At 67.7% G+C, this 17,965-nt stretch carries 4 protein-coding genes; all 4 read left to right on the forward strand.

The window, feature by feature from the left end:
* Positions 1–14 precede the first annotated feature (14 nt).
* The 4 genes from LZC95_05495 to LZC95_05510 all read left to right on the forward strand — a co-directional run bounded on the left by LZC95_05495 (position 15) and on the right by LZC95_05510 (position 17,963).
* A complete protein-coding gene (locus LZC95_05495; GenBank protein WXA96290.1) occupies positions 15–14,336 on the forward strand; it encodes an amino acid adenylation domain-containing protein in 14,322 nt (4,773 codons plus the stop codon).
* A gap of 180 nt (positions 14,337–14,516) precedes the next feature.
* Positions 14,517–16,688: an FkbM family methyltransferase gene (locus LZC95_05500; protein WXA96291.1), complete on the forward strand. Its 2,172-nt coding sequence runs from the start codon at positions 14,517–14,519 to the stop codon at positions 16,686–16,688.
* Positions 16,689–16,824: 136 nt separating this feature from the next.
* Positions 16,825–17,676, forward strand: a complete 852-nt coding sequence (locus LZC95_05505) for a 3-hydroxyacyl-CoA dehydrogenase NAD-binding domain-containing protein (protein WXA96292.1) — start codon at positions 16,825–16,827, stop codon at positions 17,674–17,676.
* A 29-nt stretch (positions 17,677–17,705) separates the two neighbouring features.
* On the forward strand, positions 17,706–17,963 hold the full coding sequence (locus LZC95_05510; GenBank protein WXA96293.1) for an acyl carrier protein: 258 nt from the start codon (positions 17,706–17,708) through the stop codon (positions 17,961–17,963).
* The last annotated feature ends 2 nt before the right edge of the window (positions 17,964–17,965 follow it).

Below are 17,965 nucleotides of genomic sequence, written 5' to 3' on the forward strand. Positions count from 1 at the left end.
ACGTGGAGAAATCGATGACGACGACGACCGATACGAACGAAGCGCGACTGCGGCGGGCCATGGCCGCGGTTCTCCAGCTGCAGCGACGCAACGAAGAACTCGAGCATCAACGCTCGGAGCCCATCGCCATCGTGGCCATGGCTTGCCGTCTTCCCGGCGGCATCGAGACGCCGGCGCAATACTGGGAGCTCCTCGCGCAGGGCAAAGATGCCATCGTGGGCTTTCCTTCGCGGTGGGACGGGCTCGATGTCTACGATCCGGACCCCGAGGCCATCGGCAAGACGTACACGCGCGAGGGCGGCTTCTTGCGCGACATCGAGCGGTTCGATGCGGGATTTTTCGGCATTTCGGCGCGCGAGGCGCAGTCGATGGATCCGCAGCAGCGGCTCGTGCTGGAGGCTTCGTGGGAAGCGCTGGAGCGCGCGGGCATCGCTCCGGAGTCCCTGCGCGAGAGCAACACCGGCGTGTACATCGGCGCGATGTCCTCGGACTACGGCTTCGAGCATCGCAGTGACTTGGATGCGCTCGACGGCTACCAGGGGACGGGCAACGCGAGCAGCATCATCTCGGGGCGAGTCGCTTATGTCCTGGGGCTGCACGGCCCGGCGGTGACGGTGGATACGGCGTGTTCGTCGTCGCTGGTGGCCTTGCACTTGGCGTGCGGCGCGCTTCGCCAGGGCGAGTGCGATCTTGCACTTGCCGGTGGCGTGACGGTGATCAGCGGTCCGGGGCAGTTCGTCGAGTACAGCCGCTTGAAGGCTTCGTCGCCCGATGGGCGCTGCAAGAGCTTCTCCGCGAATGCCAGCGGCGCGGGTTGGTCGGAGGGGTGCGGCATCCTGGTGCTGAAGAAGCTGTCCTCGGCCCAGCGCGATGGCGACCGCGTGCTCGGTGTGGTCCGCGCCTCGGCAGTCAATCAGGATGGACGGAGCCAGGGCCTCACCGCCCCCAACGGGCCGGCGCAGCAGCGGGTCATTCGCGATGCGCTCGCCGCGGGCCGTCTTTCGCCCGCGGACATCGATGCCGTGGAGGCGCACGGCACGGGGACCACCTTGGGCGATCCCATCGAGGCAGGGGCGTTGGCGGAGGTGTTCGGCGAAGGCCGCGATGCCGCACGGCCGCTGTACCTGGGCTCCTCGAAATCGAACCTCGGGCACACGCAGGCTGCCGCGGGCGTGGCGGGCATCATCAAGATGGTGCTCGCACTGCAACACGAGCGCCTTCCGAAGTCGCTGCACTCGGACGAACCGAGCCCGCACATCGCGTGGGAGAGCAGCGGCCTTGCCTTGCTGCAAGAGGAGCGCACCTGGACCCGCAACGAGCGCGTGCGTCGCGCTGGCGTTTCGTCCTTCGGCCTGAGCGGCACCAACGCCCACGTCATTTTGGAAGAGGCACCCCCGGTCCAGCCGTCGAGCGATGCAGCGGCTACGGATCGTGCCGCCTTTCCTCTCGTCATCTCCGCGCGCGATGAAGCGTCCCTCGCCGCGCAGGCCCGCCGCTGGGCCGAGTGGCTTCGTGACGAGCGCACGTCCTTGCGCGATCTCGCGTACACGGCGGCGGTTCACCGGTCTCACTTCGAGGCGCGCGCCGCGGTCGTGGTCCGCGATCGCGCCGAGGCCATCGAGGCGCTCACCGCCTTGGCCGAGGGCCAACCCCACCGCGCCGTTACCGTCGGCACCCGCGCCGCGGAAGGCAAGGTCGCCGTCCTCTTCACGGGCCAAGGCAGCCAGCGCGCCGAGATGGGGCTTCGCCTCCATGGTGCCTTCCCCGCCTTCACGCAAGCCTTCGACGAAGTCTGCGCCGCGTTGGACGCGCACCTCGATCGTCCGCTGCGCTCGGTCATCTTCGAAAAAGACTCCGAGCTGCTCCACGAAACGCACTACACGCAGCCGGCCCTGTTTGCTCTGGAGGTCGCCCTCTTTCGCCAATGGCAAGCGTGGGGCCTCGCACCCGGCGCGGTGGCCGGCCACTCCATCGGAGAACTCGCCGCCGCCTACGTCGCCGACGTCCTCTCGCTCGACGATGCCGCCAAACTCGTGTGCGCCCGCGGACGCCTCATGCAGGCCTGCGAAAAAGGCGGCGCCATGGCCTCCATCGCCGCCAATGAGGCCGAGGTTCTCTCCGCGATGAAGGGTGTTCCCGGCCGCCTCGCGATCGCCGGTCTCAATGGCCCCAAGCAAACCGTCATCAGCGGCGACGAAGCCGCCGTGCTCCGTATGATGGAGCACTTCGCGGCCCAGGGCCGCAAGACGAAGCGCCTGCGCGTCTCGCACGCGTTCCATAGTCCGCACATGGACGGCATGCTCGAGGCGTTCGCCAAGGTGGCCGAGACGTGCACCTACCGCGCGCCGAAGATCCCGCTGGTGAGCAGCGTCACGGGCAACTGGATGGGATCCGAGCTCGCCGACGGCGAGGGCATTCGCTCGCCCGCATACTGGGTGGAGCAGGTGCGCGATGCCGTGCGCTTCGTCGACACCGTGCAGACGCTGCATGCACGCGGCACCACCGTGTACCTCGAATGCGGTCCGTCGGGCGTCCTCACCGCCATGACCGCGGGGTGCATCCCCGACGACGGACATCGTCTTCTCGTCGCGAGCCTCCGCGGCGAGGACGACGTGCGCGATCTCGGCGTCGCTTTGGGAGCGCTGCACGTCACCGGACGTGGCCCGGTGTGGTCCAGCGCCTTCGCCGGCACCGGTGCGACCTGCGTCGATGCGCCGACGTACGCGTTTCAAGGGCAGCGCTATTGGCACGAGCCCGCGAAAGCCCGCGGGGACGTGCGCTCGGTGGGCCTCGAGTCGCGCGAGCACCCTTGGCTGGGCGCGGCCACGACCCTCGCCGAGGGCGAAGGGCATCTGCTCACAGGGCTTCTTTCATCGCGTGACCACGGCTGGCTCGTCGACCATGCCATCTTCGGCACCGTGCTTCTCCCTGGAACGGGGCTCCTCGAGCTCGCCCAGGTTGCCGCTCAGGCCGTGGGCGCGCAAGGTGTCGCCGAGCTCACGATTTCCGAGCCGCTCGTCCTCGCCGAAGGGCGCGACGTTCGCCTGCAGGTCGCCGTCTCGGGGCCGGATGCCGATGGCCTCCGCGCTATCGCGATCTACAGCCAGGAGCCCGAGTCGGGCGGGACGTGGAACCGCCACGCGACCGGCCAGCTCCGTCCGACGTGGGCCAGCGTAACGAGCGCGCGGGATGAAAGCTTCGCGGAGCTTGCGACGTGGAACTTGGGCGGCAGCGAACCCGCGGAGCTCGACGGCTTCTACACGCGCCTTCACGAGCAGGGGCTTCACTACGGTCCCACGTTCCAAGGCCTCACCGAGCTTCGCCGCCGGGGCAACGTCGCCTACGGCCGCGTGGTGCTTCCCGAGGCGGCCAAGGCCCATGCCGCGGCGTACGCGGTCCACCCTGCGCTGCTCGATGCTGCGCTGCACAGCTTGGGCGGTGCCCTCGAGGCCGGGGCGGAGCCGGGAACGGTGTGGCTGCCTTTCGCGTGGAACGACGTGGAGCTGTTCGCGAGCGGTGCCACCGAGCTTCGCGTTCGCGCCGAGGTCGATGGGAACGGGCGGGCCAAGCTTTGGGTCACCGACGGCGTAGGCCAACCGGTGTTGCGGGTGGGGGCGCTGGTCCTGCAGCGCGCACGCCTCGAGCAGCTGCAGGCGATCTCACGCTCCCGTGCCGACCATCTGTACCACGTCGAGCTGCAGCCGGTCGCGGCGAGCGAGGTTGCACCCTCGCTCGAAGGCACCGTGGTGCTCGGCGGCGACGGCACGTTGGCCCGCGCGCTCGGCGTGCCCGTCTTCTCCGACGCGAGCGACGCGTTTTCAATCCAGCGCGTGGTCCTCGACGCACGGACGGCAAATCCATCAAATCCAGAAGAGGGCATCGCCGAGGCGGCGCATCGGGCGGCGCTCGAGGCGCTTGCATCCGCGCAGCGGCTTCTCTCCGAACCGCGCTTCGCCTCCGCCGAGCTTCTCTGGGTGACGCGCGGCCTGGAGCATGCGGCCGTGCGTGGCTTCGTTCGGTCCGTGCGGAGCGAGCACCCGGAGCGCGTGGTTCGTCTCCTCGACATCGACACCGAAGCCTCCGATGCGCTGCTCACACGCGCCGTTGCCACCTCCGGTGAGACGGAGCTCGCCCTTCGCGATGGCCGCATCCTCGCCGCGCGTCTCGTGCGCACGCCGCCGGCGTCCGAGGTTCGTCCCGAGCTCGCGCCGGGCGGTGCCGTGTTGATCACCGGCGGCACGGGGGAGCTCGGGCAGGCGCTCGCGCAGCACCTCGTTCGCGCCCACGGCGTGCGTCACCTCGTCCTCACGTCGCGCCGGGGCATGGATGCTCCGGGCGCCGAGGCACTCGTGCACGGATTGAAATCGGCCGGCGCAGAGACCGTGCGCATCACCGCGTGCGACGTGGGCCACCGCGATCAGGTCGCGGCGCTGCTCGCCCATCCCGAGCACCCGTGGACCGCCGTCGTGCACTTGGCCGGCATCGTGGACGATGCCGCGCTGCCAGCTCAAAACGCCGAACGCTTCGCCCGCGTCCTGACGCCGAAGATCGACGGTGCCGTGCACCTGCACGAGCTCACCGCGGGGCTCGATCTTCGCGCCTTCGTGCTCTTCTCGTCGGCCGCCGCCACGTTCGGCGCCGCGGGCCAGAGCAACTACGCCGCGGCAAACGCCTTCCTCGACGCCCTTGCTGCACACCGCCGCGCGCGCGGCCTCGTGGCCACCAGCTTGGCCTGGGGCCTCTGGGAGCCGTCCGGCACCGGCATGACCTCGCACCTCGGCCACGCCGACCTTCAACGTCTGCGCCGGCAAGGCACCTCGCCGCTCTCGCTCGCCGAGGGCCTCCGCTTGTTCGACGTGGCGCTGGGCCGGCCCGAGGCCGCGCTCGTTCCGGTGAAGCTGGACCTCGCGCAGATGCGCCGCAGCTTCGACGAAGCGGTGCCCGCACTGATGCGCGCGCTCATCCGCGCTCCTCGCGTGGGTGTCGCCAAGGCCCAGGCGAGCGCGCAGCCTGCCTCGCAGCTCCGCGATCGCCTCGCGTCACTGCCCGAGACCGAGCGCCTCTCGGCCTTGACCGAGCTCGTTCAGCGCGAGGTCACTGCCGTTCTCGGCGCGCCCTCCCTCGTTGCTTCCAGCAAGCAGCTGCAGGAGCTCGGCCTCGATTCGCTCATGGCCGTGGACCTTCGCAACCGCCTCGCCAAGGCCACGCAAATCACGTTGCCGGCGAGCCTGGCGTTCGATCATCCGACGCCCGACGCCATCGCCGGGCACCTGCTCGCGAGCCTCTTCTCCGGGGCTGCAGCGGCCAACGCGTGGCCGGCCGTCGAACGCGCCGAGGCGCGCGACGTTCACCCGGCCACCGAGGGGCAGCGCCGTCTCTGGTTCCTCGAGCAGCTCCAACCCGGCAGCGCGCAGTACCACATGGCCGTGCGCCTCCGCGTCGAGGCCGACCTCGACCCTGCCTCCCTCGAGCGTGCCGCCCAATGGCTCGTCGCGCGCCACGAGGCCTTGCGCACCCGCTTCGAGATGCGCGACGGCGATCTCTGGCAGCTCGTCGACGACCGCCCCGCGCGTCCGCTCACCGTGGACGATCTTTCCGGCGTATCCGAACTCGAGCGGCCCGAAGCCCTTCTCCGCGTTCTGCGCGACGAAGAGACCACCCCCTTCGATCTGAGCGATGGCCGTCTTTTCCGCTGCCGCCTCATCGTTCTCGCACCGAAGGAGCAGGTCCTCTGCGTGACCATGCACCACACCATCACCGATGGTTGGTCGGTCGCGCTCCTGCTCGAAGAGCTCTTCGACGCCTACCAAGCCATCGACGCCGGCGGTGAGCCGTCGAAACCGGCCGCCGAGCATCACCTCGGCGACTACGCCCGATGGGAGCGCCGCTGCCTTCAAGAGGGCCACTTCGATAGCGCGCTCCGTCACTTCAAGGGCGAGCTGGCCGGTATGCGCCGTCTCGAGCTGCCGCCGCCGCCCGAGACGCCGAACCCGGGCGGAGACGCCGTCTACTTCACCGTGCCCATGGCGCTGCGTTCCTCGCTCGAAGCCATTGCCGCACGTGCCTCGGTGACGCCGTTCACGTTGCTCTCCAGCGCGTTCGCCGTGCTGCTTGCGCGCTACTCGGGCCAGGAGGACTTCGGCCTCGGCACGGTGCTCGCGAATCGCCAGATGGGCGGTGTCGACGGCACGGCAGGGTTCATCTCGAACACCTTGGTCCTGCGCTGCACCGTCGAGAACGACCCCACCTTCGAGGAGCTGCTCGGCACCATGAAGCCGCGCGTGCGCGGCCTGCTCGAGCACCAGCACGTGCCGCTCACCGAGGTCGTTCGCGGCTTCGAGGGGGAGCGCACGGGCGACGAGAATCCGCTCTTCCGTGCGGCCTTCATCTACGAGAGCTTGCCGCTGCCCACGCGCGCCGAGCAGACATGGCACACGCTGCCCTACGACAGCATCGTCGGCAACGTGCGCGGTGTCTCCAAGTTCGAGCTCGGACTCATCTTGACCCCGACCGCTGCAGGCCTGCGCGGTGAGCTCGAGTTTCTCCCCAGCGTCCTCGATCGCCCATCGGCCGAGCGCATGGCCAAGAACCTCGAGGCACTGCTCGCATCCATTGCCGAGGATCCCGCGCGCAAGGTCTCCCAACTCGGCCTGCTCGGCGACGACGAGCGCGCCTGGCTCGATGCGCACGCCGGTTCCCTCGAACCGGAAGGTGCGCCGTTCGTCTCCACCTTGGACCTCGTGCTCGAGCAGGTGCGGCGCACGCCCGATGCTATCGCGCTCGCCTCCAAGGACCGCGAGCTCACGTACGCCCAAATGGCCGAGCGTGCGGGCGAGCTTGCCCAGCGTTTGCGCGCCGCCGGCGTCGGTGCCGAAGACCTCGTGGGCCTCTACCTTCCGCGCTCCATCGACCTGTCGGTGGCGATGCTCGCGACGTGGATGGCCGGCGGTGCGTACGTGCCGCTCGACCCCGGGTTTCCCAAGGCGCGCATCGATCACATGATCGAAGACAGCGGCCTCCGGGTCGTCGTCTCCAGTGAGGCGCTGGCGGACAGCCTCGTCTACGAGGGCGTCCAGATCGTGCACGTCGATCGCGACGAAGTCTCCGTGCCCGTCACCATCGCCGAGCCGCTCGCCGCCTCGCGCCTTGCCTATGTGCTCTACACCTCGGGTTCGACGGGCAAGCCGAAGGGCGTCATGCTCGAGCACGGCCAATTCGCCAACTTCTGCCGCGCGATGGACGCCCGGGTCGACGCGGCGAACGGCAAAGCCACGGGCAAGACCTGGCTGGCGGTGACGAGCATCTCGTTCGACATCTCGGGCCTCGAGCTGCTCTGGACCTTGACCCGCGGCTTCCGCGTCGTCGTGGCCGAGGGTGGGGTGGCCGAGCTTTCCAGCTACGGCCGTTTCGCACCGACGCACCTGCAGTGCACGCCCTCGATGGCGCGCCTGCTCCTCGCCGACGCGGCCGGGCGCACCTTGCTGCAGGGCCTCGAGCGCATGCTCGTCGGAGGCGAGGCCCTCGATCGCGGTCTCGCGAAAAAGCTTCTCCGCGCGTGCAGCAACGGCCGCGTGATCAACATGTACGGCCCGACCGAGACCTGCGTCTGGTCGTCGACCTGGGAGGTGCGCGACGAGGCCATCTCGCTGGGTGAGCCCGTGCTGAACACCACGTTCTACGTGCTCGACCGCCATGGCCAGCGCGTTCCCAAGGGCTGCCTCGGGGAGCTCTGGATCGGCGGGCTCGGTGTTGCGCGCGGCTACTTGGGCCGCGACGAGCTCACACGCGAGCGCTTCGTCGCCGACCCGTTCCTGAAGCAGGGGAGGATGTACCGCACCGGCGACACCGTTCGGTACCGCGCCGACGGCACCCTGGAGTTCTGCGGGCGCGCCGATGCGCAGATCAAACTGCGCGGTCACCGCATCGAGCTCGGTGAAATCGAGTCCGTGGCCGGTGAGCATGCCGCCGTCCTCGAATGCGCCGCCGTCGTGCGCCGCGATCGCGACGATGATCCGCGCCTTTGCCTCTACTGGGTCCTCGCACCGGGCCGCGATGCCGCCACTGCCGAGCGCGATCTCACCGCGCACCTGGGCAAGCGCCTCCCCGTCTACATGGTGCCGTCGCAGTTCGTCCGCATGGAGGAGCTGCCGCACACGCCGAACAAGAAGGTCGATCGCAACGCGCTCCTTCGCCTGGCCGCCCCCGAGCCGGCGCGCCCCGTCGTTGCAAGTGCCGCGGCGGGCGACACGACGGAGCGCTTGGTGCACGACGCGTGGGCCCGGGTCCTCGGCGTCGCATCCATCGATCGCGATCGAGGCTTCTTCGAGATTGGCGGCACCTCGATGACCGCACTCGCCGCGCACCAGATCATCTGCAAGGGCGTAGGCCGCGAGTTTCCGCTCACCACGATGTTCCGCTACCCGACGGTGCGCAAGCTGACCGCCTTTCTCCAGGGCGAGACCTCGGCGCCGTTGGTCGAGGAGAATCGCGTGGCGAAGGGCGAGGGCTCCGGCGCCATTGCCATCGTGGGCCTCGCCGGACGCTTTCCGGGGGCGCCGAACCTCGACACCTTCTGGAACAATCTGCGAAACGGCGTCGAGTCCATCGTTCGCTTCAGCGACGAGGAACTGCGGCAGGCCGGGGTCACCGACGAGGAGCTGGCCGATCCGAGCTACGTGCGCGCCAAGGGCTTTCTCGCCGATGCGGATCTCTTCGATGCGGACTTCTTCGGCTATTCGCGCATGGAGGCCGAGGTTCTCGACCCGCAGCAGCGGCTCTTCCTCGAGTGCACGTGGGAGGCGCTGGAGCACGCGGGCATCGTCCCGGAGCGCTTCGACGGGAAGATCGCGGTCTTCGGCGGCGGCGGTTACGGTGGCTACGAGCCCGAGGCCCCGGAGGACGTGGCCTCGTTCTACCGCACCATGACGTCGACCAAGGACGACTACATGGTCACGCGCGTCGCGCACAAACTGAACTTGCGCGGCCCCGCACTCACCGTTCAAACGGCGTGCTCGACGGGTTTGGTCGCGCTGCATCTGGCGCGCGAGAGCCTGCTGCGCGGCGAATGCGATGCGGCGCTCGCGGGGGCGTCGTCGCTGTCGATTCCGCTCCAGCGCGGGTACGTCTACCAAGATGGCCTGGTCGTGTCGCCCGATGGCAAGTGCCGCGCGTTCGACGCCAAGGCGGCGGGGACCGTGTTCGGCAACGGCGTGGGGGCGGTGGTGCTGCGCCGGCTGGAAGATGCCGTGCGCGACGGAGAGCGCATTTACGCGGTGATTCGCGGCAGCGCGATCAACAACGACGGCTCGAACAAGGTCGGATTCACGGCCCCCAGCGTGGAGGGTCAATCCCGCGTGATTGCCTCCGCCCTGGCCACGGCGGGGGTGGGGCCCGAGGACATCGGCTTCGTGGAGACGCACGGCACGGCGACCACGTTGGGCGATCCCATCGAGGTGCAGGCGCTGCAGCAGGTCTTCGGCCAGTCCGAGCGCGCGGAACCGTGCGCCTTGGGTTCGGTGAAGACGAACATCGGTCACGTCGATGCGACGGCGGGTGTCGCGGGGCTGATCAAAGCGGTGCTCTGCTTGCACCACCGCGAGCTCGTCCCGACATTGCATTACGAGCGACCGAATCCCGAATTGGGCCTCGACCCGAATACCTTCTACGTGAATACCGCTTTGCGTTCCTGGGAGGCGTCGGACAAGCCGCGCCGCGCGGGCGTGAGTTCCTTCGGCATGGGCGGCACCAATGCCCACGTGGTGCTGGAAGAAGCTCCCGTGGCATCGGCGGCCAACGAGGCCGCGGGCAGCTTCCCCATCGTTCTCTCCGGTCGCAACGAGGCGGCGCTTCGCGCGCAGTCGGGGCGATGGGCGGAGTGGCTTCGTCAGCACCCCGGCACGTCGATTCGCGATATCGCCTACACCGCGGCGGAGCATCGCACGCACCTTGAGTGGCGCGCATCCGTGGTGGCGGGCTCGGTGGACGAGGCCATCGAGGGCCTGACCGCGTTGGCCGAGGATCGCCCGCAGCGATCGCTCACGCGCGGCAAGGCCGAGGGGCTTGGCAAGGTCGTCTTCGTGTTCCCCGGCCAGGGAACGCACTGGCGGGCCATGGGCAAGTCTCTGCTCGACGAGTCTCCGGCCTTCGCGGCGGCGCTCACCGCCTGCGACGAAGCCTTGCGCCCGTGGACGGGTTGGTCGGTGCTCTCCGTCGTCCGCGGCGAAGCCGTCGAAGGTGTGCCGCCCCTCGAGCGCGTCGACGTCGTGCAGCCTGCGCTGTTTGCGATGTACGTGTCGCTGGCTGCCGCGTGGCGTGCGATGGGCGTCGAGCCGGCGGCCGTCGTGGGCCACAGCCAAGGCGAGGTGGCCGCCGCCGTCGTGTCGGGGGCACTCACCCTCGAGCAGGGCGCGCGCCTCATTGCGGTGCGATCACGCGCACTCTGGAACGATGCCGAGCGCGGTGAAATGGCCGTCGTGGAGTTGCCCGTGGCCGAGGTGGCGCCGCTTCTCGAGCCGTACGGCGACCTTCTCTCCATTGCGGCGGTGAACAACGCGGGCTCCACCGTCGTATCCGGCGACGGTGAGGCGCTGCAGGAGCTGCTCGGCGATCTGGACGATCGCGACGTCATCTGCGGCGATCTCAATTCGGATTACGCATTCCACAGCCCGTACATGGACGTCTTGCTCCCGGGCCTTCGCTCGGAGCTCGCGGACCTCGCACCCAAGCCGACCGACGTGCCCTTCTACTCGACGGTGACCGGCGGCGTTCTCCCGGGCGAGGCCCTGACCATCGAGTACTTCTGCCGCAACCTGCGCGAAACGGTGCGCCTCGATCGCGCCGTCGATCGACTCGTCGCCGACGGCTTCCAGGTCTTCGTCGAGGTGAGCCCGCACCCGGTCCTCGCGCTGCCCATCACCAATGCGACCTTGGACGCGGGCGCCGTCATCGTGGACACCTTGGAGCGCGACCACGGCGGCGTGGTGCAGATGCTCCGCACCCTCGGCGTGCTTCACACCAAGGGCCACGCCATCGACTGGACGCGCGTCTTCGCAGGCACCGGTGCGCGCATCGCCGAGCTGCCGACGTACGCCTTCCAGCGGCAGCGCTACTGGCGCGAGGGCAAGAAGTCGCAACGCGCCGCCGGATCGCTCGAGCATCCGTGGCTCGAAACGGTGACGACCACGGCGGATGGTGCGAACCACCTCGTGATGGGGCGCATGTCGCTCTCGGAGCATCCGTGGCTGCGCGAGTATGCCGCCGGAGTCCCGAGCTCGGTGTTGGTCGAGCTCGCGCTCGCCGCTTGCCGAGAAATCGCGGGCCTTCGGCCTTCCACGTCGGCCTGCCTCGGCGGTGTCGCCTCCAGCCGCATCACGGAGTTGACCTCGCACGAGCCGCTCGTCATCACCCGCTCCGCGCGGCTGCAGATCCTCGTGGGCCGCGCCGATGTCCATGGCCGCCGTACCGTGAGCATCTACAGCCAGCGCGACGAGGCCGCGGATCCGCAGGCGTGGACGCGGCACGCCACCGGCGTCCTGGTGGACGAGGATGACGCGCACGATGGCGAGGCCGAGCTCGCGGTGCTTTGGCAGCGCGATCGCGCGGGCTTCCGCACGGCGGTCTTGCCCGAGTCGAAGAAGGCCAGCGCCGCGTCGTACGAGCTGCACCCGTCCTTGCTCGAGGCCGCCGTCCGTGAATTCGCAGGCGACGCGCTCGTGCCCACCGCGTGGCGCGACATCGAGCTGTACGCGACGGGCGCGACCGAGCTTCACGTGCGCGCCGAGCACCTCACGGTCGCCGCACCCGAGGAGCCGCGCCTTCGCCTCTGGCTGTGCGATCCCAACGGCGGGCCCGTGGCCCGGGTGGGCGAGGTTCGCCTCGCGCGGCCCGCCGCCGCGAAGGTGCCCTGCGCCGCCGAGCACCTGTACGCGACGGAGCTCGTTCCCGTTCGTCCCGCGCGCACCGTCGCCCCGGCGCCGACCATCGTTGCAATGGCTGACGTCGAAGCGTGGCTCGCCGGGTTGAACGCGCCGCCCGAGCGACTCCTCATCGACGCGACGTCCGCGTCGGGCGACCCGCTCGGTGCAACCACCGACGCGTTGGCGGTGCTCCAGCGGCTCTTGGCGGCGCCTGTGCTGGCGAGCACGCCGATCGCGTGGATGACCCGAAAGGCGGCCCACGACGTCGTGGAAAACCTGGCCCAGGCTCCCCTTTGGGGACTGCTCCGCGCCGCCCGCGCCGAGAATCCGGAGCGCAATTTGCGCCTGGTCGATCTCGACGACGGCACGCAGGCCGATGCTGCGCGCGCCCTCGCCACCGCCGGCGAGCCCGAGCTCGTCGTTCGTCGCGGTACCGTCCACGTACCGCGCCTGGTGCGCGCCGCGCAGAAGGCCGAGCCGATTCCGGCCCTGCGCCGCGATGGGACCGTGCTCGTCACCGGCGGTACCGGTGACCTCGGCGCCGCCATCGCGAAGCACCTCGTGCGCGCCCATGGCGTGCGCCATCTGGTCCTGACCTCGCGTCGTGGCCCCGAGGCTCAGGGCGCAACGGCCCTCCTCGAGGAGCTGCGCGCGCTGGGGGCCGAGGCGGTCCACCTCGTCGCTTGCGACATCGGCCGCCGCGACGAGGTGCAGGCACTTCTCGCGGGTGTCGACCCCGCGCATCCGTGGAGCGCCATTTTCCATCTGGCCGGCATCCTCGACGACGGCCTTCTGGCCAACCAGACGCCAGCCCGCTTCGAGGCCGTCATGACCCCGAAGGCCTTGGGCGCCCTGCACCTGCATGAGCTCACGCGCGGTCTCGAGCTCGATGCCTTCGTGCTCTTTTCCTCCGCCTCCGGCGTCATGGGCGCGGCGGGTCAGAGCAACTACGCCGCCGCGAACGTCTTCCTCGACGCCCTCGTGGCACATCGTCGCGGGCTCGGCCTGCCGGCGCTCAGCCTGGCCTGGGGCCTCTGGGCGCAGCAAGGAACGAGCGGCATGTCCGCGCACTTGAACAAGGCCGATCTCGCGCTCCTCAAGCGCCAAGGCATCGCCGCCCTCTCGCTGGACGAAGGGCTCGCGCTCTTCGATGCCGCCCTTTCCACCGACCGCGCGACCGTCGTTCCCGTCAAACTGGAGCGCGGCACCCTGCAGCGTGCGCTCGATCGAGGCGGCGAGCCGCCCGCCCTTTTGCGATCCCTGCTTCGCGCGAAACCGCGGCGGGCCGGCCGCGCATCCTCCACGCCGTCCGCCCTTCGCGAGCGCCTGCGTGCCATGCCCGAGGGCGAACGCCTCGCCTGGCTCACGCAGATCCTCCGCCACGAGGTGGCCGTCGTGCTGGCGCTCACCCCGGAGGCCGCCCCGCCCGAGCAACCGCTGCAGCAGCTCGGCATGGACTCCCTTCTCGCCGTGACCATCCGCGGCCAGCTTTCGCGGCTGACCGATCTGCCGATGACCACGGAAATCATCTTCCGTCATGCCAGCTGCTCGGGCATCGCGCGGCACCTCCTCGAGCGCCTCGTGCCCGAAACGTCCGTCGTTCGTGCCACGAGCGCGGAAAATCCCTGGCTCCGCGTTCTCAAGCCGGCCGCGCAGCCGCGTGCTCGCATCTTCTGCTTCTCCGGCATGGGTGGTGCGACCTCTGGGCACCTCCCGCTGATCCGGCACATTCCCGCCGATCTCGAGGTGGTGGCCACGCAGATGCCCGGTCGCGAGGCGCGCAAGAGCGAGGCCGCCGTGCACGATATGGATCGGTTGGCCGGCGACATCGCATCGGCCATTGCCGAGCACTTCGACGCGCCCGTCCTTCTTTACGGGTACTCGCAGGGGACGTGGCTCGCCCTCGAGGTGGCTCGCCGCCTCGAAGTGCTCCCTAACCGCCCGCCGCTCGCCTTCGTGGCCGCAACGGCCGTCCCGCCCACGACGGAAATGTCCGCCGGCGTGCGCGAGCTCGCCGAGATCACCGAGTCCTGGGAAGACGGAAACGTTCCCCTCAGCGAAATCGCACGCCGTTTCCAAGGAGCGCTCCCGGATGATCTCCTCAATAACGACGAACTGTTCGCCGAATATTTCATTGCACTACGCGACGATATGAAGCTCGCGCTCAATCACAAACGCGATCTCGCCGCGCGCGAACACTCGGCCCTGAACATTCCCATCGTGGCCATATCCGCCACGCACGATCCGCTCATCGAAAAAGAGACCATGAACATCTGGGCGTCCCTCACCACGGCGGATTTCCAGCATCGCAGCATCGAAGGCACCCACGCAGCCCCCATCGAAAACCCCGCCGCCATGGCTCGCGAACTCGTTCGCGCCGTCACCCTTTCGGACGACGTGCATCTTCTCTGCGCAGAATAGAAAATAATAGTCGCGAATATGGGTTGCGTAGTTGGTAATCGGAAGTAAATAGTAAATTCGAATACATTTTAACTCAGACGCTCGACGCGAGCAGGAACCTATCTGGTTATGACCCTATCCAATTCGATTGTGACAGCGCCCCCCGCGTCGGTCCCGCGCGCAGCTGTGGAGTCCGCAGCCGTGGGGACAGCGCCCCGCCTGCCGGTTGCCCTCATGTTCCCCGGCCTGGGAGATCATTACCTCGACATGGGGCTCGAGCTGTATCGCACGCAGCCCATCTTCCAGAAGAACGTCGACCTGTGTGCGGAGCTTTTGAAGCCCGAGCTGGGCGTGGACATTCGGGATATCATTTACCCGAATCGCGCATCGAACCCCGCGCCAGCAGCCACGCCGGCCCCGAGCAAAGGCATCGATTTGCGCAAGATGCTGGGCCGCGACAAGCCCTCCAAGGCGGAAGAAAACGCACCCATTCATCGGACTTGCTACACGCAGCCGGCGCTGTTCGTCGTGGAGTATGCGCTGGCCTCGCTCTGGCGCTCTTGGGGCCTTCGTCCCGACGCGATGATTGGCTATAGCCTCGGCGAGTACGTGGCGGCGTGCGTGGCCGGCGTGCTCTCTTTGCAGGATTCGCTCACCCTCGTGGCCCGCCGCGCCGCGCTCATCGAAACGCTGCCGCCGGGCGCCATGCTCGCCATCTCCCTGCCCGAAACGCAGGTGCTCCCGCTTCTCGGTGCGCACCTTTCGCTGTCGGCCATCAATGCTCCCGAGCTGTCCGTCGTCGCGGGTCCGCCCGAGGAAGTCGAAGCGCTCGAGCGCCGGCTCGCCACCGACGGGGTGGCCTCGCGCCGGGTCAAGTCCTCGCACGCGTTCCACTCGCACATGATGGAGCCCATTGCCGAGCAGGTCACCCAGCTGGCCAAAGGCTACGCGCTGAAGGCGCCGCGCATTCCCTACGTGTCCAATGTCACGGGCGCCTTCATCACCGCGGCGGAGGCGACGGATCCTTCGTACTTCGCGAAACATCTTTGCCAGCCGGTGCGGTTCTACGATGGCATCTCGCAGCTGCTCGGCGTCGAGCGCATTCTGCTCGAGTCGGGCCCCGGCCAAACCTTGAGCAGCATGGTCATGCAGCACGGCGGCACTGGCAGGAAGCCCATCGTCATTGCCTCCATGCGGCACTCCTACGATCCGCAGTCGGACGTCGCGGTCCTTGACAAGGCGGTGAGCCGCCTCTGGCAGGGCGAGGTTTCCAACCCGAGCCCCCAGCCCGCCGCCGCCGTCTCCGACACGGAAGACAAACTCGCGGGCATCTGGAAGAAGACGCTCAACCTCGAGACCCTCGATCGCGACGTCAGCTTCTTCGACTTGGGCGGCAACTCCCTCGTCGCCACGCGCCTCATCTTCCGCATCTCGCGCGTCTTCGGCGTCAAGCTCTCGCTGCGCCGCCTCTACGAGGTGCCGACCCTCGCGGACATGTCCAAGGCCATCGACGCCTTGAAGTCCGGCGAACCGGCGCCCACCAAGGCACCGAAGCCCTCGCAGCCCGGAAAAGGCGCCCTCAAGCCGCGCCTCCAGCTGCCGAACGGCTTGCACGTCACCCATCAGAACGAGGCGGAAACGCGCCACTTCTATTCGGATATCTTCGACCATCGAACTTACGCGAAAAACGGTGTCACCATCGAGCCGGGCGCGTGCGTCTTCGACGTCGGGTCGAACATTGGCCTGTTTACCTTGTTCGCGCACACGGAGACGAAGGGCGATATTCGCATCTTCGCCTTCGACCCGGCGCCGCCCATCTTCGAGATTCTCGGCCGCAACGTGGCGGAGCATGGCATCAACGCCACCCTGATCAACTGCGGTATTTCCAATCGCAACACGGAAGCGCAATTCACCTTTTACCCGCGCAGTGCCGGCATGTCGTCCTTTCATCCGGACGTTGCCGAGGAAAAGCACGTGCTGCGGTCCATCATGCGCAACCAGCGTCAGATTGGCATGGCCGACGTCGTCGACCAAGTCGCCGATTACACGGAGGAACTCCTCGACGCGCGCTTCGAGGCGGTGCCCTTCACCGCGAAATTGCGCCGCCTGAGCGACGTCATTCGCGAGCACGGCGTGGAGAAAATCGATCTCCTCAAGGTCGACGTACAAAAGTGCGAACTCGAGGTCCTCGAGGGGATCGACGAATCGGATTGGCCGAAAATTCGACAAATCGTGCTCGAGGCGCACGACGTCGACGACCGCGTCCACACCATCGAGACGTTGCTCAAGCAACATGGTTTCTCGGTCAAGACCGAGCACGACGAAATGTACGAAGGTACCAACATTCACAACATCTACGGCGTTCGCCATTAGCCCAATCCCGTTCAGTTAACCCGTACACGTTCCCGTTCCCGTACACGTCCCCGAAGAACGGCCGAGAGGGGAGAACGGGAACGGGAACGTGTACGGGGAACGGGAAGAGACCTCCTTTACGAAAGAAAAGACAGCCATGGAATTCAAATCAGTCGGAGTCGTGGGCGCCGGAGTCATGGGTGCGGGGGTGGCGCAGTCGCTGGCCCAAACGGGGCATCAGGTCGTACTGGTCGATATCTCGGACGACGTGCTCGCCAATGCGAAGAAGGAAGTGCGCAATGGTCTGCGTGCCTTTTCGCTCTTCAACAAGAAGGAAACCATCGACCACAAGGCCTCGATGGAGCGCATTTCCTACACGACCGATTACGAGCGTCTCGCCGAGGTCGACTTCGTCGTGGAAAACGTCACCGAGAAGTGGCCCATCAAGAAGGAAGTCTACGGGCGCATCGACACCATCTGCCGGCCCGACGTGGTGTTCGCGGTCAACACCTCGGCCATCTCCATCACCAAGGTCGGCGGCATCACCAAGCGCGCGCCCAAGGTCGTGGGCATGCACTTCATGAACCCCGTGCCGATGAAGCCCATGGTCGAAGTGATCCGCGGCTTCCACACGGCGCCCGAGACCATCGAAACCGCCAAACGCTTTCTCGCGGAGATCAACAAGCAGTGCGTGGTCGTCGAGGACATGCCCGGCTTCGTCTCCAACCGCGTGCTGATGCTCACCATCAACGAAGCGGCCTTCCTCATCCAGGACAAGGTCGCCTCGCCGGCGGACGTCGACCGCATCTTCAAGACGTGCTTCGAGCACCGAATGGGCCCGCTGGAGACGGCGGACCTCATCGGGCTCGATACGATTCTCTATTCAATCGAAGTTCTCTACGAGAGCTACAACGATAGCAAATACCGTCCGTGCCCTCTTCTGAAGAAGATGGTGGACGCAGGGCTCCACGGGCGAAAGAGCGGCCGGGGCTTTTTCTCCTACGAATGACCTAACCAAAGAACCAAACGGGAACCATCATGACCACGCAAGACAACAAATCCAAAATTGCCACGTACCTCGTTCGATTCTTCCCCGGCCACGAGCTTCGCGAGGACGAAGACATTTTCAGCCTCGGTTTCGTCAGCTCCATGTTTGCGATGCAACTCGTCACCTATGTCGAGCACGAGTTCGGCGTCGAGGTGGAGAACGAGGACCTCGAGTTGGACAACTTCCGCTCGATCCGTGCGCTGGACGCCTTCGTCACCCGCAAACTGACCCGCGCCAACGCTGCCTGATT

The organism is Sorangiineae bacterium MSr12523, from assembly GCA_037157775.1.
GTDB lineage: Bacteria > Myxococcota_A > Polyangia > Polyangiales > Polyangiaceae > Pendulispora > Pendulispora brunnea.